The 19623-nt window shown below is 70.7% G+C and carries 18 protein-coding genes; 5 read left to right on the top strand and 13 right to left on the bottom strand.

The window, feature by feature from the left end; genetic code table 11:
• Nucleotides 1-3: 3 nt before the first annotated feature.
• Both GE115_RS18860 and GE115_RS10905 read right to left on the bottom strand, forming a co-directional pair.
• On the bottom strand, nucleotides 4-5202 hold the full coding sequence (locus GE115_RS18860; RefSeq protein ID WP_312855084.1) for a family 78 glycoside hydrolase catalytic domain: 5199 nt from the start codon (nucleotides 5200-5202) through the stop codon (nucleotides 4-6).
• 50 nt (nucleotides 5203-5252) lie between these two features.
• On the bottom strand, nucleotides 5253-6605 hold the full coding sequence (locus GE115_RS10905) for an MFS transporter (RefSeq protein ID WP_153684810.1): 1353 nt from the start codon (nucleotides 6603-6605) through the stop codon (nucleotides 5253-5255).
• Between the two features lie 116 nt (nucleotides 6606-6721).
• On the opposite strand from GE115_RS10905, the gene GE115_RS10910 reads away from it, so the two are divergent.
• The gene (locus tag GE115_RS10910; protein WP_153684811.1) at nucleotides 6722-7723 is read left to right on the top strand and encodes a LacI family DNA-binding transcriptional regulator; all 1002 of its coding nucleotides are present in this window, start codon (nucleotides 6722-6724) and stop codon (nucleotides 7721-7723) included.
• 43 nt (nucleotides 7724-7766) lie between these two features.
• On the opposite strand, the gene GE115_RS10915 is transcribed toward GE115_RS10910, so the two are convergent.
• The 4 genes from GE115_RS10915 to GE115_RS10930 form a co-directional block, all read right to left on the bottom strand.
• Nucleotides 7767-8228, bottom strand: a complete 462-nt coding sequence (locus tag GE115_RS10915) for an SRPBCC domain-containing protein (protein WP_153684812.1) — start codon at nucleotides 8226-8228, stop codon at nucleotides 7767-7769.
• A 9-nt stretch (nucleotides 8229-8237) separates the two neighbouring features.
• The gene (locus GE115_RS10920) at nucleotides 8238-8723 is read right to left on the bottom strand and encodes a nucleoside deaminase (protein WP_153684813.1); all 486 of its coding nucleotides are present in this window, start codon (nucleotides 8721-8723) and stop codon (nucleotides 8238-8240) included.
• 89 nt (nucleotides 8724-8812) lie between these two features.
• Entirely contained in the window at nucleotides 8813-9310 is a 498-nt protein-coding gene (locus tag GE115_RS10925; RefSeq protein ID WP_153684814.1) for a hypothetical protein, read from the bottom strand.
• Between the two features lie 32 nt (nucleotides 9311-9342).
• Entirely contained in the window at nucleotides 9343-9945 is a 603-nt protein-coding gene (locus GE115_RS10930) for a TetR/AcrR family transcriptional regulator (protein WP_312855085.1), read from the bottom strand.
• Nucleotides 9946-10007: 62 nt separating this feature from the next.
• Here GE115_RS10930 and GE115_RS10935 point away from each other — a divergent pair, with 62 nt between their 5' ends.
• Together GE115_RS10935 and GE115_RS10940 are read left to right on the top strand one after the other, a co-directional pair.
• Nucleotides 10008-10805 carry an SDR family NAD(P)-dependent oxidoreductase gene (locus GE115_RS10935; protein ID WP_153684815.1) on the top strand — a complete coding sequence of 266 codons (798 nt, stop codon included), beginning with the start codon at nucleotides 10008-10010 and terminating at the stop codon, nucleotides 10803-10805.
• On the top strand, nucleotides 10802-11413 hold the full coding sequence (locus tag GE115_RS10940) for a LysE family translocator (protein WP_153684816.1): 612 nt from the start codon (nucleotides 10802-10804) through the stop codon (nucleotides 11411-11413). The genes GE115_RS10935 and GE115_RS10940 overlap by 4 nt, the downstream gene beginning before the upstream one ends.
• Before the next feature lie 27 nt (nucleotides 11414-11440).
• Here GE115_RS10940 and GE115_RS10945 read toward each other — a convergent pair whose 3' ends face one another.
• From GE115_RS10945 to GE115_RS10970, 6 genes are all read right to left on the bottom strand, one after another.
• A complete protein-coding gene (locus GE115_RS10945) occupies nucleotides 11441-12409 on the bottom strand; it encodes an aldo/keto reductase (protein WP_153684817.1) in 969 nt (322 codons plus the stop codon).
• Nucleotides 12406-13317: a dihydrodipicolinate synthase family protein gene (locus GE115_RS10950; RefSeq protein WP_153684818.1), complete on the bottom strand. Its 912-nt coding sequence runs from the start codon at nucleotides 13315-13317 to the stop codon at nucleotides 12406-12408. The genes GE115_RS10945 and GE115_RS10950 overlap by 4 nt, the downstream gene beginning before the upstream one ends.
• 131 nt (nucleotides 13318-13448) lie before the next feature.
• Nucleotides 13449-14360: a carbohydrate ABC transporter permease gene (locus GE115_RS10955; protein ID WP_246190705.1), complete on the bottom strand. Its 912-nt coding sequence runs from the start codon at nucleotides 14358-14360 to the stop codon at nucleotides 13449-13451.
• Nucleotides 14357-15352, bottom strand: coding sequence for a carbohydrate ABC transporter permease (locus GE115_RS10960; RefSeq protein ID WP_153684819.1), 996 nt, complete (start codon nucleotides 15350-15352; stop codon nucleotides 14357-14359). Before GE115_RS10960 ends, GE115_RS10955 begins: the two co-directional genes overlap by 4 nt.
• Before the next feature lie 28 nt (nucleotides 15353-15380).
• On the bottom strand, nucleotides 15381-16682 hold the full coding sequence (locus GE115_RS10965) for an ABC transporter substrate-binding protein (RefSeq protein ID WP_153684820.1): 1302 nt from the start codon (nucleotides 16680-16682) through the stop codon (nucleotides 15381-15383).
• A 138-nt stretch (nucleotides 16683-16820) separates the two neighbouring features.
• A complete protein-coding gene (locus GE115_RS10970) occupies nucleotides 16821-17837 on the bottom strand; it encodes a LacI family DNA-binding transcriptional regulator (RefSeq protein ID WP_172979846.1) in 1017 nt (338 codons plus the stop codon).
• Between the two features lie 130 nt (nucleotides 17838-17967).
• Between GE115_RS10970 and GE115_RS10975 the strand changes: the two genes are divergently transcribed.
• Nucleotides 17968-18372 carry a VOC family protein gene (locus GE115_RS10975; RefSeq protein ID WP_153684822.1) on the top strand — a complete coding sequence of 135 codons (405 nt, stop codon included), beginning with the start codon at nucleotides 17968-17970 and terminating at the stop codon, nucleotides 18370-18372.
• Between the two features lie 100 nt (nucleotides 18373-18472).
• Here GE115_RS10975 and GE115_RS10980 read toward each other — a convergent pair whose 3' ends face one another.
• Nucleotides 18473-19117 (bottom strand): hypothetical protein, encoded by a 645-nt coding sequence (locus GE115_RS10980; protein ID WP_153684823.1) that lies wholly within the window; start codon nucleotides 19115-19117, stop codon nucleotides 18473-18475.
• 70 nt (nucleotides 19118-19187) lie between these two features.
• Here GE115_RS10980 and GE115_RS10985 point away from each other — a divergent pair, with 70 nt between their 5' ends.
• The gene (locus GE115_RS10985) at nucleotides 19188-19577 is read left to right on the top strand and encodes an MmcQ/YjbR family DNA-binding protein (protein ID WP_312855086.1); all 390 of its coding nucleotides are present in this window, start codon (nucleotides 19188-19190) and stop codon (nucleotides 19575-19577) included.
• Nucleotides 19578-19623 lie beyond the last annotated feature (46 nt).

Here is a 19623-nt window from a genome sequence, read left to right on the forward strand (position 1 = left end):
GCCTCAGGCCGGGGCGCTCGACGGCTCGCCGAGGCTCAGCGCGATGAGTTGCTCGAGCGCCTCGTCGGGGATCTCGACGCCCGGGAACCTGGCGAACTGGCCCATCGGCATCGATTCGACCATCTTCAGCATGTTGCCGTTCGCCTCGGCCGCGGCCTGTTGCTCGGGCGACGCGTTCGCCATCATGCCCTGCATGAGCGCTGGACCCACGAGCGGGTGGCCGAACCACTCCTTGACGGTCGATTCGAGGCTGAGCGGCTTGGGCCGGTCGACGTCGCCCTCGAGCAGGAGGTCGGCGCGGTCCACGACGTCTGCGGCCGAGCGGCCGAGTTCGACCACGTAGGTGCCGGGCTCGACCCACCACCGTCCACCCGTGACATCCCAGTGGGCGAACGCGCGCCGCCCGAGCGGGATCTCGACGACGGAGGCCTCGCCGGGCGCGAGGTGCACCTTGACGAATCCGGCCAGTTCGCGCACGGGCCGTCGCACGGCCGACGGTGCCGGTGCGACGTACACCTGCACGACCTCAGCACCGGCGACCGGACCGGTGTTGCGCACGGTCACGCGCGCCACCGCGGTATCGGCTCCGGTCACCGTCACGTCGAAGCCCTCGTAGTCGAAGGTCGTGTACGCGAGCCCGTGGCCGAACGGATACCGCACGGCGCGGTCGGTCGACGTGTAGTACCGATAGCCGACGAAGACGCCTTCGCCGTGGCGGACGACCTCGTTCTCGCCCGGGAAGTTCAGGTAGGTCGGCGTGTCCGAGAGTGCGAGCGGAATGGTCTCGGCGAGCCGGCCCGACGGGTTGACCGCGCCCGTGAGCACGTCGGCGAGCGCGCCGCCGACCGCCTGTCCGAGCGCCCAGCCCTCGACGATCGCATCGACCGAGTCGTGCCAAGGCTCGAGCGAGACCACGCCCCCGTTCGAGAGCACGACGACGGTGCGCGCCGCGACGGCCGCGACCGCCTCGATCAGCGCGACGTGCTCGGTCGGCAGGTCGAGGTGCTCGCGATCGAAGCCCTCCGACTGCTCCGCTTCCGAGAGGCCCACGAACACCACCGCGACCTCGGCGGCGGCCGCCACGTCGCGCGCTTCCGAGAGCAGCGCCGTCGCGTCGGCGGAGGCATCCGTCGCGTAGCCCTTGGCGTAGGTGACCGCATCGACGCCGAGCGCCGCCCGCAACTCGTCGACCGGAACGTCGACGCGCGTGGGGTTCACGTGCGAACTGCCGCCGCCCTGGAACTGCGGATACTCCGCCAGCTCGCCGATCACCGCGACGCGCTGACCCGCGACGAGCGGGAGCGTCTCGCCCTCGTTGCGGAGCAGCACGACGGATGCCGCGGCCGCGCGCCGCGCCAGCGCGTGATGCGCGTCGACGTCGAAGCCTCGGGCATCGCCGGCCACGTCATCTGCGACGGCGTCGGCTGCGGGCGCCGTGCGCTCCGCGAGCCGGAGCAACCGCTCGACGGCACGGTCGACGACCGACCGGTCGAGCCGTCCATCGCGGACCGCGGCGATGATCGCCTCGGTGCCCTCGTCGCCGGTGCCGGGCATCTCGAGGTCGAGGCCGGCCCGCAGCGCTTCGACGCGATCCTTGATCGCGCCCCAGTCCGAGACGACGAGGCCCTCGAAGCCCCATTCGTCGCGCAGGAGCCGGGTGAGCAGCCACGGATTCTCCGACGAGAACACGCCGTTGATGGCGTTGTAGGCGCTCATCACGGTGGTGGGCTGCGCCTCGGTGACGACGCGTTCGAAGGCCGGCAGGTAGATCTCGCGCAACGCGCGCTCGTCGACCTCGGCGCTCACGCGCATGCGGTCGGTCTCCTGGCTGTTGACGGCGAAGTGCTTGAGCGAGGTCCCGACGCCGACCGACTGCACGCCCTTCACGTACTCGGTCGCGAGCGCCCCGGTGAGCAGCGGGTCCTCCGAGAGGTATTCGAACGTGCGGCCTCCCAGCGGCGAGCGCTTGATGTTGATCGCCGGGCCGAGCAGCACGTCGACGTCGAGCGCGCGGGCCTCGCGGCCCAGCGCCTCGCCGACCTCGCGGATGAGCGCCGGATCCCAGCTGGAGCCGAGCGCGACCCCGGGCGGGAAGCACGTCGACGGGAGCGACATGTGGAACCCGAGGTTGTCGGCCATGCCATCCTGGCGACGCACGCCATGGGGCCCGTCGACCAGCACGATCGAGCGCACGCCGACCTGCTCACCGCCGGTCGTGACCGTGCCCTCGCGGGTCGACCAGAAGTCGCGACCGGTGAGCAGCGCGGCCCTCGCGGCCAGCTCGGCATCATCGGCCGCGACCTCGTCGGCGACGGGCTCCGGGGCGGTGAGCACGTCGGCCGGCACCTCGTCGCCGGCCGACACCGCGGCGAAGCCGCGCTCGAGGTCCGCCAGGACCGATTCCGACTGCGGCAGCATGGTCGCGATCTGCCGCGGGGTCAGCTGCTCCTGGCCGCGCAGGCTGCCGGCCATGTGCTCGGCGGCCTCGGGCACGTACTTGGTGATCACGCCGGTGAGCAACGTCATCGCGTCGTTGTCGTCGGTCAGTTCGCCGAGGGGCGTATCGACGGTGACGACGCGGCGCTCGACCTCGTCGACCTCGAACGGCTCCGACCACGAGTGGCTGCCGTGCTCGACGCGGTGCACGGCACCCGACGGCAGCACGACGTCGGCGGTCGCGCCGACCGGCACGGTCACCTGGAGATCCATTCGGCCGTCGACGAGCTGCCAGGCGGAGCTCGCCGTGCCGTACGGGGTGCGCAGCATCGCCGAGGCGTGGCGCAGGCCTCGGCGCGGCGGCTGGGGCGCGATCCGAAGTCGGCGGTAGCCCGGCGCCGCGGGCGCGAGGCCCGCGACGACGCGGTGCATCCAGTCGGCCACCGACCCGAAGGCGTAGTGATTGAACGAGGTCATACCGCCCGGGTTGACGCTGCCGTCGGCGAGCAGCGAGTCCCACCGCTCCCAGATCGTCGTCGCACCCTGCTTCACGGCGTACAGCCACGAGGGCGCCTCGGTCTGCAGCAGCAGCCGGTACGCGACCTCCGCGTGTCCGTTGGCGCTGAGCGCGTCGGTGATCAGCGGCGTGCCGATGAAGCCGGTCGAGATGCGGTAGGAGTTCTCGCGGACGAGGGTGGCAAGGCGTTCGGCGGCGCGGCGGCGCTCGGCGTCGCCGTCGACGAGGTCGAACTGCAGCGCGAGCGCGTAGGCCGTGGCGGAGTCGGAGAGCAGCCGGCCCGAGCCGGAGATGTACTCGGCGTGGAACGCAGCACGCACCTCGTCGGCGAGACGGCCGAACCGCTCGGTCTCCTGGGCCCGGCCGAGCAGCGCGGCCGTGTCGGCCACGATGCGGGCCGACCGGGCGAAGTACGCGGTCGCGACGATCTCGGGATACGTCTGCGCGGCTTCGGGCCTGCCGGCCGGCGCGAGCGGGTCGAGCCAGTCGCCGAACTGGAAGCCGGTGTCCCACAGCCGGCTCTCGCCGGCGAGTTCGGCGACCTGCTCGACCCACGCGGTCATGCTGTCGAACTGCCGCCGCAGCACCTCGACATCGCCCGAACGCTGGTAGATGGTCCACGGCACGACCGTCGCGGCGTCCGCCCAGCCGGCCATCGCCCCGGAGCCGGCGACCTCGATCGGCGACGGCACGATCATCGGCACGCCGCCGAGGCGGCGCTGCTCGGCTTCGAGGTCGCGCAGCCACGAGGTGAGGAATCCCGCGCTGTCGTAGAGGAACGACGCGGTGGGCGCGAACACCTGCAGGTCGCCGGTCCAGCCGAGGCGCTCGTCGCGCTGCGGGCAGTCGGTGGGCACGTCGACGAAGTTGCCGCGCATGCCCCACACGACGTTCTCGTGCAGCCGGTCGACGAGCGGGTCGGATGCCTCGAACCAGCCCGTGCGCTCGAGGTCGCTGTGCAGCACCTCGGCGACCACGGCAGCCGGATCGAACTCGCCGGGCCAGCCGTCGACCTCGGCGTAGCGGAACCCGTGGAACGTGAAGCGAGGCGCCCAGGTCTCCTCGGCCTCGCCGTCGCGTGCGCCGCGCAGCGTGTACCGGTCGGTCGCCTTCGCGGTGCGCAGCGGGCCCGTGGCCAGCTCGCCGTGCTCGAGCACCTCCGCGTGCCGGAGGGTCACGACGTCCCCCGCTTCGCCCGTGACCCGGATGCGGACCCGGCCGACGAGGTTCTGCCCGAAGTCGAGGATCGTCTTCCCCGAGGGGCTCGTGAGCACCTCGCGCACGGGCAGCGTCTCGATGTGCCGAACCGGCGGCCCGTCGGGCGCCACGAGCGTGGCCGGGTCGCGATCGAGGGCGACGGATGCCTCCCACCCCGCGTCGTCGAACGTCGCGGTCGACCACGCGGGGTCGTCGAGGCGTGCGTCGAACTCCTCGCCGTCGTAGAGGTCGGCTGCACGGATGGGCCCGGGGCCGACCTTCCACTCGGGGCCGGATGCCACGACCTGACGCGTGCCGTCGGCGTACTCGATCTCGAGCTGCGCGAGCACGCCGAGCCGGTCGCCGTAGAGTTCACTGCCGCCGTCCCAGCCGAGCCGGCCGCGGTACCAGCCGTCGCCGAGCCACGCGCCGATCACGTTGACGCCTGAGCGCACGACATCGGTCACGTCATGCGTCGCATACCGCAGCCGGTCGTCGTACGCCGTCCACCCGGGTGCGAGCTCGTCGGTACCGACACGGTTGCCGTTGAGCTCCAGCTCGACCAATCCGTGGGCCGTGACGTACACCCGAGCGCGCCGGATCGGGGCATCCGTCACCTCGAAGGCTGCGCGCACCCGGGGCGCGCGCTCGGCGGCGAAGGAGCCGTCGTCGGCAGCGCCGACCATGCGCGCCGTCCAGTCGGCCGGTTCGAGCAGGCCGGCCTCGACGGCCGACCACTCGCTCCAGTCGGATGCCGCACCGTCGGCACCGATCACCCGCACACGCAACTCGCGGCGTTCGCGCGAGACGAGCGACGCGAAGGGCCACGGCACGAGCACTGAGTCGGCGCTGTCCACCGACACCGAGACCGTGGGCGATGTCGCAGAGCCGGCGCCCGAGGCATCCATCGAACGCGCTTCGATCTCGTAGCGCGCCTGCCCCCAGCCGGAAGGCGCCGACGTGACGATCCAGCTCAGGCGAGGTTCGGCCTCGCCGATGCCGAGGGCCTCGCGGTGGTGCTCGAAGCGGACTGGGGTGACGATGATGCTCACTGGGCTTCCTTCGGTGGTCGCGATTCTGGAGGGGTCGGCGGTGCCGCGGTTCAGCGCACCGAGCGGATGCGCAGGACGACGAGGCCGCCGGCGAGCACGAGACCCGCGGCGACGAGGTAGAGCAGCGAGTAGTTCTTCGCGTCGCCGGTGACGCCGACGAGCAGGATCGCGGATGCGGCGAGCGGCGCCACCGACTGCGGGATCGAGGTGGCGAAGCCGGTGATGCCCATGAACCGTCCGGCGTCGGTGGCCTTCTCGGGCAGCACGTCGAGCAGCAGGGCCTGGTCGACGGCCGAGAACATGCCGATGCCGGCCGAGACGATCAGCGACCCGGCGATGAGCGCGGGCAGGTCGGTCGTGAGCGCCATGAGCACCATGCCGCCGGCCATCAGCGCGCCGCCGCCGAGCACGAACACCTTGCGGCGGCGCAGGCGGTCGGAGAGGAACCCGCCGCCGAGCGCGCCCGCGGTGACGGCGAGCACGCCGACACCGCCGAGCGCGGCGATGATCCCCCCGACCTCGGTCACGCCGATGCCGAGGCGGCTCGCGAAGAAGAACGCGGTGAACGTCGTGTTCAGGGTGAGGCCGAAGTAGAAGAGGAAGCGGCCGAGCCAGTTCAACGAGAAGTCGGGGTACTGCGCGGGGTTGTAGAGGTACTTGCGCAGGAGCCCGCCGATGGTCAGCGTGTCCTTCGGCAGGGCCCGGCTGTCGTCTTCGTGCACGAGGGTGACGAAGAGCGTGACGAGGATGACCCCGATGAGGCCCGGGATGAGGAAGAGCAGCAGCGCGTTGCCGGTGACCCCGAACGTGAGCATCACCCCGAAGACCGGCGCGACCTGCGTCGCGAACCCCGTGAGCCCGGCGACCTTGCCGCGCTGTTCCTCGGGCAGGCGGTCGGCGGTCGAGATCTGCAGGTTGCTGAGCACGGTGCCCCAGCCCCACTGCGCGAGCACCCAGCCGAAGCCGAGCACGAGCGTGCTCGGCGCGAGCGCCATCACGATGAGGGAGATGACGCCGACGACCATGCCGCCGATCATGAACGGTCGGCGACGGCCGATGCGCGTGCGGGTGCGGTCGCTCCAGATGCCCATGAACGGCGCGGTGAGCATGACGAAGAGGGCGCCGGCACCGGTGATGTAACCGAGGACCTCCTCCTGGCCGGGAGCGAGTTCATTCACGCGGATCGAGAGCGAGATGGCGAGCGGCGTGATGAAGGCCATGAAGACGCCGAACTGCGCCAGCACCATGAACCAGATGTAGCGGGCGTTCACCTTGGGAAGGTCGGCGGGATCGCCGGGCTCGGCGTGCCGGTCGGCGATCGCCTCGGGTTCGACGATCGCGGTCGGGAACGGCGCAGCGGCGGGGGTGACGATCGGCTCGTCGTCGCGGTCGGTCGGGCTCATGGGGACTCCGTTGTCGGTGAGGGACTCGTGGGTAACTAGCGCGTGCTAGCGAATCGTCTCGAATGCTACATTGGGTGACTAGCGCGCGCAAGTGGCGCGATCATGGGAGGCAGCCGATGTCGCAGACGACGAGCACCCGCCGGGTCACCGCGGCCGACATCGCGCGCTCACTCGGCATCTCGCGCGCCACCGTGGGCTTCGTGCTCAACGACACCCCGGGCCAGACGATCTCCGCCGCGACGCGCCGGCGCGTGCTCGACGAGGCCGAGCGCCTCGGCTACCGACCCCACATCGCCGCCCGAGCCCTCGCGAGCGGGCGCAGCCGCATCGTGCTGCTCGTGCTCCCCGACTGGCCGCTCGACTTCAACCTGCGCCGCAACATCGAGGAGGCGTCGCTCGCGCTCGACGAGGCCGGCTACGCCCTGATCACGTACACGCCGCATCCGACCGGCCAATCGCGCCCGCTGTGGGAGATCCTGCAGCCCGACGTCGTGCTCGCCATGGCGTCATGGGCGCCCGGCCAGGTCGAATCGATCCGCGCGGCCGGAGTGACGCGCCTCATTCCCGATCCCGACGCTCCGATGGGCGAGGAGGAGTACTCCGAAGACGGGCCGCTGCTGCAGGTGCGGCACCTGCACGAGTTCGGGCACCGCACCATCGCGTTCGCCGGCTCCGCCGACCCCCGCATCGCCGACCTCGTCGCGCTGCGGCGCCGGCGGGCGAACGTGGCGGCGGCGGAGCTCGGCCTCGGCGCCCTGCCGACCGCCGACCTCGAGCTGACCGACGCTTCGGCGAGCGCGGCCGTACGTCGCTGGCGCGAAGCCGGGGTGACCGCCGTCGCGGCCTACAACGACGATGTCGCCGCGGCGATCGTCGGTGCCGCGGTGCGCCTGGGATTCTCCGTCCCCGCGGACCTCAGCGTCATCGGCCACGACGACACCCCGCTCGCCTCGATGTTCGAGCCACGACTCTCGACGATCAACGTGAATACCGTGGGGCTCGGCCGGTACCTGGCCGCGCTCGCGCTCAGCGCCGTCGAGGAGCGCCCGCTGCCGACCGCCGGACCCGAGCTGCGGGTCGCGCTCGTCGAGCGGGCGTCGACCGGGCCGCCGGGGTGAGGCGACGCCGTCCCGGGCGCCCTCCCCGTACGGCTCGTGGCCGCTACGGCTCGAGGTAGGCGCTCAGGTTCGCCAGCGACGACGTGATGCCCTCGGCGTGATCCCGGGCCCGGATCCCGTCGGGCACCTCGCTCGCCTCCACCTCGACGACCGTTCCCCCGTCGACCGTGCGCAGCCGCCACTCCATGAGCATGGTGCCGCGGAACGACGGATCATCCGACTCGAACTCGATCTCCTGCACGACCCGCTCACCCGGGTCGACCCGCGGGATGCGAACCTCCGAGACATCCGAGTCCGCCGACGACTTGCCCGGCGAGTCGGAGGCCTCCTCGTAGGTCAGCACGAGGCGATAACTCCCCCCGCTGCGCAGGTCGAAGCGTTCGAACCGGCCGTGCATGCCCTTCGGCGGTAGCCACGAGAGCAGTGCATCGGAGCTCGTGAGGGCCGCGAAGACAACCTCGCGGTCGCGGTGGATGAGGAGGCTCGCGAAATCGGTTCTGCCCATGGTGCGACGCTACTGCGGTTCGGCGGCAGCCTCGATGAGCGCCCGCACCTCGGGAACGAGCGCGTCGACCGGCCCGTCGACCGGCAGGCCGGGCGCGACGGTCGTGATCGGAAGCACCGCGACGGGCCCGCCCCCGGCGCCGGCATCCCGTCGCCAGGCGGAGATCTGCTCCGACGAGGCGACGAACACGATCCGCCCGAGCCCGACCCACGCGTGCGCCGCCGAGCACATCGGGCAGTGCTCCCCCGACGTGTACACGGTGGCCGCCGCGCGCTCCTCGGCGGTCAGGTGCGCCGCCGCCCAGCGCGCGATCTCGAATTCCGGATGCCTCGTCTCGTCGCCGGCGCTCACTTCGCGGTTTCGGTCCTCGAACCGCTCGACCCCTTCGCCGTCGACGAGCACCGACCCGAACGGGCCGTCGCCCGCGTCGGCGGCTTCTCGCGCGAGCTCGACCGTGCGGCGCAGGTGGATGAGGTCATCGTCGGAGATCGCCATGAGTCCCAGCTTGGCGCCCCGCACCGCCGACCGCGAGCCCTGCACCCCCGGCGGAATGCCGGCCGCTTGTCGGCAGGCAGCCGTGTGAGTCAGCGCTTCGCGCGGGTGGTGCCGTCGACGACGCCCTGCGTGAACTCGTCGATCATGCGGCGCATCTGCACCGCGGCCTCTTCCGGCTTCTCGGCGAGCCAGACCTCGGCGACACGTTCCTCGAGGTCGCGCGCTTGGGCGCGCATCGCGGCCTCGTCGCGCAGGCGGGCCTCGGTCGCGGCGTCGCGAACCACCCGCACCGCCGTGTCGAGGATGCGCCGCTCGAGCAGCACGACGACGCCGACGAGCAGGAGCGTGGTGCCGACGCCGGCGAGCACGCCGCCGACATAGCCGAGGCGGTCGGCCGGGTCGGCGAGGAACCATCCGACGGTGATCGATGAGAGGCCGAGCACGATGCACGCGAGGAACCAGCCCCATCGGATGCGAACGCGCGGTGCGACCGCATCCGACGTGGACGGCGCGGCGGCCTCGCCGCTCGGCTTCGTCAGCGCGGCGGAGGACTCGACGGATGACTCGGTCTCGGGTTCGGTGGCCACGGGGCCAGCTTCGCCGCCGGTCGACGTGATCGTCAAGACGGCTCAGGCGCGTCGCTCAGCGCACCCAGCACCACGTCGATCGTCGCCTCGGCGGCTTCGCGCCAGGAGACGCCGTCGAGCAGGTCGTCGGTGGCGAGCGCCGCGACGCCGTGCACCGCAGCGAACACCACGAGCGACTGCCGCTCGACGTCGCCCGGCCGGATCTCGCCCTGCGCCTGCCCTTCGGCGACGAGCGCGGCGACGGCGGCCATGCTCGCGTGGCTGATCTCGACGAGCTGCGATGAGGCATCCACGTGGTGCTTCGCCTGGTACATGAGGTCGAGGATCGCCGGGTGCTCGACCGCGAAGCCGATGTAGGCGAGGCCGGCGGCGCGAAGCCGCCCGGCCGACGTGGTCTGGCTCGCCACCGCGGCGGCGAGCTCGGCGTTCATCCGTTCGAAGCCGGCCACCGCGAGGGCGTCGAGCAGGGCGGCGCGGTCGGCGAAATGGCGGGCGGATGCCCCGTGGCTCACCCCGACGTCGCGCGCGAGCTGCCGGAGGGACAGCGCGTCGAGGCCGTCGCCGTCGATGGTGTCCCAAGCGCGCTCGAGCAGCGCCTGGCGCAGGTTGCCGTGGTGGTACGCGCGGTCGGTCACGGGTGCAGCCTATCGAAAAGTAGACATTGACAACAATGCTGTCACTGTCTACATTTGCGGTCATGACCATCGACTTCACCGGAACCACCGCGCTCGTCACCGGCGCCAGCTCGGGACTCGGCGCGTCCTTCGCGACGCAACTGGCCCAGCGCGGCGCCGACGTCGTGCTCGTCGCCCGACGCGACGGGCGCCTCCGCGAACTGGCCGAGCGCATCGAGCGCGAACACGGCGTGCGAGCCACCCCGATCGCGCTCGACCTCGCCCGGCCCGACGCCCACACGAGGCTGCGCGGCGAACTCGAGGAACGAGGCATCCGCATCGACACGCTGATCAACAACGCCGGCTTCGGGGTCAAGGGGGCGTTCGTCGACGCAGACCCGGCCCGCATCGCCGAGATGGTGCAACTCGACGTCGCCGCGGTCGTCGCGCTCACGCGCGAGTTCCTGCCCGACCTCGTGCGCAGCGGGCGAGGCGCGCTCGTCAACCTCGCGAGCACGGCCGCGTACCAGCCGTGCCCCGACATGGCGGTCTACGGGGCATCCAAGGCGTTCGTGCTGAGCTTCACCGAGGCGATCGCGTACGAGACTCGGGAGTCCGGGCTCCGCGTGCTCACGCTCAGCCCCGGGGCGACGCGCACCGAGTTCTTCGACGTGGTCGGCACCGAGAACGCGGCGGTCGGCCGCTTCCAGAGCCCCTCGCAGGTCGTCTCACTCGCCCTGCGCCGCCTCGACGGCCGCCGCACGCCGGCGAGCATCGTGTCGGGTCGCGCCAACGCGCTCACGAGCACGCTCGTCCGGTTCCTGCCGCGACGGCTGGCACTCGCCATCAGCGGTCGCGTGCTCGCGGAGCCGGCGCGATGAGCGTCGCCTTCCTGCTGACGACGCTCGTGGTCGTCGCCACCCCGGGCACCGGCGCGGTCTACTCCATCGCGGCCGGGCTCTCGCGGGGCACGAAGGCCGGCATCGTCGCCGCGTTCGGCTGCACGCTCGGGGTGATCCCGCACATGGTCGCGGCGCTCACCGGCCTCGCGGCCGTGCTCAACGCCTCCGCGATCGCGTTCCAGACCGTCAAGTGGCTCGGCGTCGCCTACCTGCTCTTCCTCGCCTGGCAGACGCTCCGCGATCGGTCGGCGATCGTCGTGGATGCCTCGAGCTCGCCGGCATCGTCGTGGCGCGTCATCCGCACCGCGGTGCTCATCAACGTGCTGAACCCGAAGCTCACCATCTTCTTCGTCGCGTTCCTGCCCCAGTTCGTGCCAGCCGGCGCACCCGATGCCGCCCTGCAGATGGTGATGTTGAGCCTCGTCTTCATGATCGTCACGTTCATCGTCTTCGCGCTCTACGGCACGTTCGCCGCCGTCATGCGCAGCCGGGTGATCACGCGGCCGAGGGTCATGGCGTGGCTGCGGCGCACCTTCGCGGCGAGCTACGTGCTGCTCGCGGGGAGGTTGGCGTTCGAGGGGCGGTGAGGTGCGGCCGAGCGTCACCCCGGCCGTTCACCAGGCGTACGCTTCCGGCGCCTCGCCGGGTCCCGGCCAGATCGTATCGAGGCGTGCGAGCACATCGGCGCCCAGTTCGAGCTCGACCGCGGGCAACAGCGATTCCAGTTGGTCGGGCGTGCGCGGGCCGATGACGGGCGCTGCGATACCGGGTTGCGCGAGCAACCAGGCCAGCGAGAGCACGGCCTCGCTCACTCCCAGGTCGGACGCGAGTTCCCTCGTCGCCGCGATCGCGGCATCGTGACGACGCATCCGTTCGGTGGATTCGGCCGACGCGCGTCGCCCCGCCTCCGGCGAATCGGATACGCCTGCGAGCAGGCCGCCTGCCAGCGGGCTCCACGGCACCACGCCGATGCCGAGTTCACGTGCGGCTGACAGAACTTCGAGTTCGATGCTGCGCTGGGTGAGGTTGTACACCGACTGCTCGGTGATCAGCCCGCGAGTTCCGCGGCGCCGCGCGGCATTCTGCGCCATCGCGAGATGCCAGCCGGCGAAGTTCGACGAGCCGGTGTAGACGATCCGACCCTGGGCGCGCAGCAGATCGAACGCCTCCCAGATCTCGTCCCAGCCCACCGTGCGGTCGACATGGTGCATCTGGTAGATGTCGATGCGATCGGTCTGCAGGCGTGCAAGCGAGGCCTCGGCCGCGCGGCGGACGTTGATCGCCGAGAGCCCGCCATGGTTCGGCCAGTCGTCGGTCGCCTCGTACACCTTCGTCGCGAGCACGATGCGTTCGCGGCGCCGCCCGCCCTTCGCCAGCCACTCCCCGACGATCTCCTCCGACGCGTGCGGCCGAGCAGGAGTCCCGTACCGATTCGCCGTGTCGACGTAATTGATGCCCGCTGCGAGTGCGGCGTCGAGCACCGCGTGGGCACCGTCGCGGTCGACGTGCCGGCCGAAGTTCATCGTGCCGAGGCAGAGTCGGGAGACCTCGAGCCCACTGGTGCCCAGCCGTGCCGTCTTCATCGGGCGCGCACGCCGGCGATCGCCGCATCGGCCTCGGCGAGCACCCGTTCGAGTTCGGCGCCGTCGACCGGCGCCGGCCGCCAGCGCGAGGAGTCGCCGAACGCGATGCCCGAGCGCAATCGCACGAGCCGCTTCGCGGATGAGGGATACGTCGGCCCCATTCGCTGCTCGGCCTCGGTGAGCGCGCGCTGCAGCTCGAGCACGCGGGGCGTGAGTCCCTCCGCCTCGGCGAGCGCGGTGAGTTCGGCGACGGCATCGGGATAGACGTTCGCGATCCAGCCGGACATGCCCGTCACACCGACCGCCACCGACTCCGCGAGATTCTCGATGCCGGCGTTGTAGATGCGCATGGGCGTGCCGATGGCGCGGCGCACGCGTTCGGCCATGCGGTCGACGTCGTGGCTGGTCTCCTTGAAGAACGTGAACCGACCCGTCGCGGCGAGCCACGCGACCGTGTCGTCGGAGAGCAGCCGGTGGTACGGCAGCGGGCATTCGTAGATGCCGAATGCGACGCCCGGTACGGCGGCGAGCGCACGGTCGACCGCGGTGCGCAGCATCCGTTCGTCGTCGCCCTCGGCGAGCGCGACCGAGGTCACGAGCACGACGACGTCCACTTCGGTGGCCGCCATGCGGCCGACAGCCGCCGCGGTGTCGTCGGCACCGCCCGCTGCGACGGCGGCGGCGGCGACCGGAACTCGGCCGGCGGCACGCGCGACGACGCGTGCCGCGACCGCGAGCCGCTCCTCGTCGCTGAGGTCGTACATCTCCCCCGAGAGGGCGACAGGGAACAATCCGCCGGACCCGTGCTCGATGAGCCAGTCGGTGTACCGGTCGAGTGCGTCGAAGTCGACGGTGCCGTCTTCGGCGTAGGGCGTGAGCATGACGGGATAGGGGCCGGAGGTCGGCACGTGGCGCCTTTCGGTCGTTGGGACGGTACGGATGGAAGGTGGTGGCGGCGTGGACCCGCGGTGGGCGAGTCGGATCGACCAGGGGGGCCGGATCGACCAGGGGCCGGATCGACCAGCGGGAGCCGGATCGATCAGCCCTTGAGCGAGCCGCTCACGAGGTCGAGGCGCCAGTACCGCTGGAGGAAGAGGAACAGCAGGATGAGCGGGATGATCGCGATGAGGCAGCCCATGATCACGAGGTTGTAGACGTTCAACTGGTCGCTGCCCTGGTTCATCATCGAGTAGAAGCCGACCGTGAGCGGGAACGTCTCCTCCTTGCTGAGCATGATGAACGGAAGCAGGAAGTTGTTCCAGATCGCCACGAACTGCAGCAGGAAGATCGTGATCAGCCCCGGCACCATCGGCGGCAGCGCCAGCGAACGGAAGACACGCCACTCGTTCGCCCCGTCGAGGCGGCCCGCCTCGAGCAGTTCGGTGGGCACGACGGCGGCCGCGTAGATGCGGGCGAGGTAGATCGAGAACGGGCTGATCATGCACGGAAGCAGCACTGACCAGTACGTACCCGCGATGCCGATCTTCGCGAGCAGCAGGTACTGCGGGATCGCGAGGATGACACCGGGGATGAGCACGCCGATGAGCAGGAACGTGAACACGAACTGCTTGCCGCGGAACTCGAACTTCGCCAGGCCGTAGCCGGCCGCCGCGGAGACGGCGGTGGCCAGCAGCGCCCCGCCCACGGAGTAGAGCACGCTGTTGCCGCTCCAGCGCAGGAAGGCGCCGTCGTTGAAGGCGAGGAGGTCCGTGAGGTTCTGCATGAACCCACCGGTGAAGCTCGGGATCAGCGTCGGAGTCGTGAACAGCTCGCCCGCACCCTTGGTCGCCGCGGAGACCAGCCAGTAGACCGGCACGAGCGAGTAGACCGCACCGATGAGCAGGATCGCCGTCGGCACGAGCCCGCCTCGCGGCCGCTGCGGACGCCGCCCGGCGATCGAGTCCTGCGCAGCCTGTGCGTCGCGCCGCATGCGCGGGTGCACCGCGGTCATGATTCGCCTCCGAACGCACGGCGCTGCAGCACCTTGAGCAGCCCGAGGCTCGCGATGAGCGTCACGGCCGTGATCACGATCGCGGTCGCCGAGGCCCCGTAGAGATCGTTGGTGACGAACGCGTCACGGTAGACGAGCATCATGGGCACCCAGTCCGAGGTGATCGAGTTGGAGAGCGTCATCATCATGTTGGGCTCGCTGAACACCTGCAGCGCGCCGATGATCGTGAACAGCCCCGTGAGGATCACGCCGGGCACGATGAGCGGCAGCTTGATGCGCAGCGCGAGCTGCCGCTCGGAGCACCCGTCGAGGCGCGCCGAATCGTAGATCTCCTGCGGCAGGCCCCGCAGCGACGTGTAGAGGATCACCATGTTGAATCCGATCGATCCCCAGATGGTCACGTTCGCGACGGCGAAGAACACGGATGCCCCGTCCATGAGGTCGGGCTCGGGGAGACCGACGAGCGCGAAGGCGTCGCGGATCGGGCTCACACCGGGCAGGTACATGAAGCCCCACATCAGGGCGGCGATGACGCCGGGGACTGCATAGGGGACGAAGATCGCGATGCGCGAGAAGCGCGTGAATCGGGTGGCGATGTGGTCGAGCAGCAGGGCGAACAGCAGCGCGAGCCCCATCGTCACGGGAACGGCGATGAGCGCATAGACCAGCATGCGACCGAAGGACGCGTACAGCGAGGGGTCGCCGAGCGACCGGATGTAGTTGTCGAAGCCGACGAACACCTCGGAGGCGAGGCCGAGCCCCGACCCTTCGACGCGGCGGCCGTGGAAGCTCAGGAACAGCGTGTACACGAGCGGCGCGAACAGCAGGCCCGCCGCGAGCACGACCGCCGGGCCGACGAACAGCCAGGGCGCCAGGGCGGGCTGCAGCCGGCGTCGGGCCTCCGGCCGGCCGGCCGGCCCGGCCGGCCCGGCCGGGGCGTCGGCGTGCGCCGCCTCCGGCTCGGCCCGTGTCGGGAGGATGGGGGTCGTCATGATGTCGATACCTCGTCGCTCTCGCGGCTCACTCGACCGTGAAGCCGAGCTTCTCCATGTCGCCGACGACCGTGTCCTGCACGCTCTCGAGGGCGTCGGTGAAGCTGCCGCCTGACGTGATCGCGGTGCTGAACGCATCGTTGAACGCGCTGTATGCGACCGCGACGTCAGGTCCCCACGTGACCGGGACGGTCTCGTCGTCGATCTCGGCGGCCAGGTCGTAGAAGTCGGTCTGGCTCGGGGCGAGCGCGGGCGGCACCGTGTCGCGAAGCGCGGGCAATTCGCGACCGGCGAGGTTCGCCGGCCAGATGCTCGCGTTCTCGACGTAGGCGTTGATGGCGTCTTCGTTGTTGTTCAGCCAGATCGCGAACTCGCGCGCCTCCTCGGGGTGCTCCGTTCCCGTGGTGACGATGGTCCCCGACCCTCCCAGCACACCTGAGACCGGGTTGCTCGCGTCCCACTGCGGAATGCGCACGGCGCCCCACAGCCCGGCCGTCTCAGGTGCGTTCTGCACGATGAGCGGCGGCGCCCATACGGCGCTCAGCCAGCTCGCGAGCGTGCCGTCGGCGAGGGCGGCCTGCCATTCGGGGGTCCACGTCTTGAACGTCGCGACGACGCCTTCGTCGACGAGTCCCTGCCAGTAGTCGGCGACCTTGACGGATGCGTCGTCGGCGATGCCGACGGACCAGGCACCCTCCTCCTGCGACCACCACTCGGCGCCCGCCTGCTGGCTGAGCGCGGCGAACAGCTGGGCATCGTTCGCGGGGAAGGTGGCGAGGAACTTCGAGGGGTCGGCCGCGTGGATCGTGCGGGCGGCTTCGGCGTACTCGTCCCAGGTCGTCGGCGCCTGCAGGCCGTGCGCTTCGAAGATGTCGGTGCGATAGAAGAGGAACTGCGGACTCGTGCCCTGGGGGACGGCGTAGTTCTTGCCGTCGAACGTCGTCAGATCCCACGCGGCGGTCGCGACCTGGTCCTCGTATTCGCCGAACGCGTCGGTGATGTCGTCGGCGATCCCATTCACGACCAGGTTCGGCAGGTTCTCATACGTCGCGTTGGAGAGGTCGGGCAGCGTGCCCGCCTCCTTCGCGGCGGAAAGCTTCGCGACGATGTCGTTGGCGCCCGTCGAGGTGTTCACTTCGACCTGGATATCGGGATTCTGCTCGTTCCAGACGTCGACGATCGCGGCGATGTTCGGTGCCCACGACCAGTAGCGGAGTGTGACCTGCTCGGAATCGGCATCGCCTCCCGAGGCGGGCGCGCAGCCTGCGAGCAGCGCGGCAGCGGTGACGATCGCGACGACCCCGCTGGTACGGGCGAGTCTGCTGTTCATGGATCAACTTCCTTGTCGTGAGAACAGATGCGCGGCCCGATCGAGGCACCGTGTTACCGGTAACTGCCGATCGGTTACCGGTAACATAGCGACTGAGGTGCTGGTACGCAAGCGCGAGCGACGAAGCTCGCCGCGGCGTCAACCCAAGCGGGCCGTGGAATCGCGCGCGATCAGCACGCTCGCGGGATACTCGGGCAGCGAGGCATCCGGAGTCTCGATGAGGCTGATGAGGCTGCGCGCCGCGATGTGACCGCCCTCGGTGAAGTCGATGTGCACCGTCGTGAGCGGTGGCGAGAAGTACGCCGCCTCCGGGATATCGTCGACGCCGGCAACGCTCACGTCCTCGGGCACGCGGATGCCGCGTTCTGCGAGTGCGCGCAGGGCGCCGAGCGCCATGCGGTCGTTGGCGACGAACAGCGCAGTCGCACCCTCGGCCGGGTCGAACGCCTGCGCTGCCCGGTAACCGGATGCCGCGGACCAGTCCCCGCGCCCGATGACCATCGGCTCACGGCCCAGCGCGAGCATGCGTTCGCGGTAGACCGCCTCTCGATTGGTCGCCGAGTCCCAGTGCTCGGGCCCCGCGATGAAGGCGACCCGCTCGTGCCCGAGGTCGGCGAGGTGGGACATCACGAGGCCGGCGGCGATGCTGCGCGCGGGTTCGTCGTCGTGCGCCGCCACCTGGTCTCCCGCGACGTCGAAGAAGACCGGCATCCGGAACTCGACGTGCTCGAGCGCCTCGCGCACATTGCGGGTCGGACTCGTCGCGAGGACTCCGGCGACATCCGTGCCGTTGAGCGACTCGAGCGCGGCGCTGATCTCGGCGACGTCGCCGGTCGGATCGACGTTCACGATGTCGAGCGTGTACCCGGCGCGTTCGGCGACCTCGTCGACCCCGCGCAGGACCTTGCTGGTACTGGACTCGAAGGTCTCGTAACCGACCACCCCGATGCGCCGCTGCCTCGCACGGGCGAGCTCTCGCGCGCCGACGTTGGGCCGGTACTTGAGTCGCGCGAGTTCCGCCTGCACCCGTTCACGCGTCTCAGGGCGGATGCTCCCCACCCCGCGCAGCACGCGCGACACGGTCTGGTGAGACACGCCGGCGGCGACCGCGACGTCGTAGATCGTCGCCGGACGGTCGGGATGCGGGCGAGTCATGCAGCCATCATGGCGCATTTCCGCCCACGGCGTTACCGGTAACCCAGCGCGCGCATCGGACTGCCGGACGGGCACATGCACGTCGAGTGACGCGCCGCGAACCGGCCCCGCTCCTGAATATGATGACCGGATGCCCCTCTTCGACCACCTCGGCATCAGCGTCGCCGACCTACCCCGCTCGATCACCCAGTTCGATCCGGTGATGCAGGCGCTCGGTTGCACCCGGCAGGACGCCGACGGTTCGGTGGCCTGGAGCCTGGGCGAGGAGGAGCTGATCCTCTTCCCGGCGCGCGAGGCCGATGGCGGCCCGCACCGCCACGGACGTGTCGGCTGGCAGCACCTCGCCTTCGCCGTCGACTCCCGCGCGAAGGTCGACGAGTTGCACGAGATCGCAGTCGGCGCCGGCTGGACCGCCGTACGCGAGCCGAAGCTCTATCCGCGGTTCAACGAGCGCTACTACGCCTCGTTCGTCGAGGATGACAACGGCATCCGCTTCGAGTTCATGCACAATCCGCCGCGCGAGGCGGGCGCGTAAGGCCCCGCCGTGCGACTTCCTCGCGCCGGTGCGTGGAAGAGGTCGCACGCGTGCGAGCAAGGCGCACCGGTGGGAGGGCGGTGGCCTGAGGTATCCGTCGCTAGATCCCGCCGACCTCGATCAGGAAGTGGATCCCGAAACCGCAGTAGGCGATCCACGACCCGGTGGTGAGGATCGTGTTGGCCAGGATCAGCTTCCACGCGCCCGTACGGTGCCGGATGGCATGTCGCTCGGCACGGACGACGGCCCGCGTGTAGATCGACGGCACGTTCACCACGATGGCGAAGGCACCCGCGACGACGGCGAAGGCGCCGATGGTCATGAGGCCGCCGTCGATCGGGCTGCCGCTCGCATCGCCGCCCGCGAAGAGCGACAGCGCGAACGCCACGATCAGCGCACCGAGCATCGCGACGGCGTTGACCAACGAGGCGCGCTGCCGGAACATCGTGAAGCCCATGGCATCTTCGCGATACGGGGGCTCGGTCCCAACGTCATGCGTGCCGCGTCTCGCGCTGACCTCGCGGGCGATGATCGCGACGAGCGTGTACGGGATGGCGACGTACGGTGCGATCATGCCCGCGTACATCGTCGCGAACAGCGCAGGGCTGAACCCGAAGATCGCGAACCCGAACCCGAGGATCAGCAGCGTGCCGGCGACGGCCGCGAGCGGGCGCTGGGGGCGCCTCATGGGCGGGCGGTCGGCCTGCGTCTCAGTGACGCCGGCTCCTGTCTCGTTGGACACCATGCCCCCATCATCCCGCGCGCGAAGTGCTCGGGTCGCCCGGCTCGTCGGTGGGCTCGCATAAGCTCCCGCCGTGCCCACCCTCGACGATCTCCGCCGCATCGCAACACCGCTGCCCGGCAGCGAAGAACGCGCGACCACCGGCGGATCGGCCTGGTTCGTGCGCGGCAAGCTCTATGCGTGGGAGTGCCACCCCTGGCCGAGCATCCCCGAAGACGCGCGCGAGATCATCGCGACGGAACTCGTCGTCGGGGTGAAGGTCGCCGATCCGATCGATGCACGGGCGCTCCGCGAGATGTCGCCCGACGTCTTCCTCGGTGCGACGACGCCGTGGGGTGAGCCGAAGGTTGCGTTCCGCATGGCGCGCATCGACGCCGACCATCTCGCCGAGCTCGTGACGGAGGCGTGGCGAGTGCAGGCGCCGAGGTATCTGCGGCTCGAGTTCTTCGGCGACGAGGCGTAGCGGCGACGAGGCGTAGCGACCCAATACCCGGGCAGCACGCGGACTG

The sequence above is a fragment of the Agromyces agglutinans genome (assembly GCF_009647605.1).
In the GTDB taxonomy this organism is placed as follows: domain Bacteria; phylum Actinomycetota; class Actinomycetes; order Actinomycetales; family Microbacteriaceae; genus Agromyces; species Agromyces agglutinans.

Coding starts and splice junctions, on each gene's coding strand:
- GE115_RS10955 (WP_246190705.1), bottom strand. CDS start 14,360: ATGACCGCGGTGCACCCGCGCATGCGGCGCGACGCACAGGCTGCGCAG.
- GE115_RS10905 (WP_153684810.1), bottom strand. CDS start 6,605: ATGAGCCCGACCGACCGCGACGACGAGCCGATCGTCACCCCCGCCGCT.
- GE115_RS10965 (WP_153684820.1), bottom strand. CDS start 16,682: ATGAACAGCAGACTCGCCCGTACCAGCGGGGTCGTCGCGATCGTCACC.
- GE115_RS10980 (WP_153684823.1), bottom strand. CDS start 19,117: ATGGTGTCCAACGAGACAGGAGCCGGCGTCACTGAGACGCAGGCCGAC.
- GE115_RS10935 (WP_153684815.1), top strand. CDS start 10,008: ATGACCATCGACTTCACCGGAACCACCGCGCTCGTCACCGGCGCCAGC.
- GE115_RS10945 (WP_153684817.1), bottom strand. CDS start 12,409: ATGAAGACGGCACGGCTGGGCACCAGTGGGCTCGAGGTCTCCCGACTC.
- GE115_RS10975 (WP_153684822.1), top strand. CDS start 17,968: ATGCCCCTCTTCGACCACCTCGGCATCAGCGTCGCCGACCTACCCCGC.
- GE115_RS10960 (WP_153684819.1), bottom strand. CDS start 15,352: ATGACGACCCCCATCCTCCCGACACGGGCCGAGCCGGAGGCGGCGCAC.
- GE115_RS10940 (WP_153684816.1), top strand. CDS start 10,802: ATGAGCGTCGCCTTCCTGCTGACGACGCTCGTGGTCGTCGCCACCCCG.
- GE115_RS10915 (WP_153684812.1), bottom strand. CDS start 8,228: ATGGGCAGAACCGATTTCGCGAGCCTCCTCATCCACCGCGACCGCGAG.
- GE115_RS10920 (WP_153684813.1), bottom strand. CDS start 8,723: ATGGCGATCTCCGACGATGACCTCATCCACCTGCGCCGCACGGTCGAG.
- GE115_RS10970 (WP_172979846.1), bottom strand. CDS start 17,837: ATGACTCGCCCGCATCCCGACCGTCCGGCGACGATCTACGACGTCGCG.
- GE115_RS10910 (WP_153684811.1), top strand. CDS start 6,722: ATGTCGCAGACGACGAGCACCCGCCGGGTCACCGCGGCCGACATCGCG.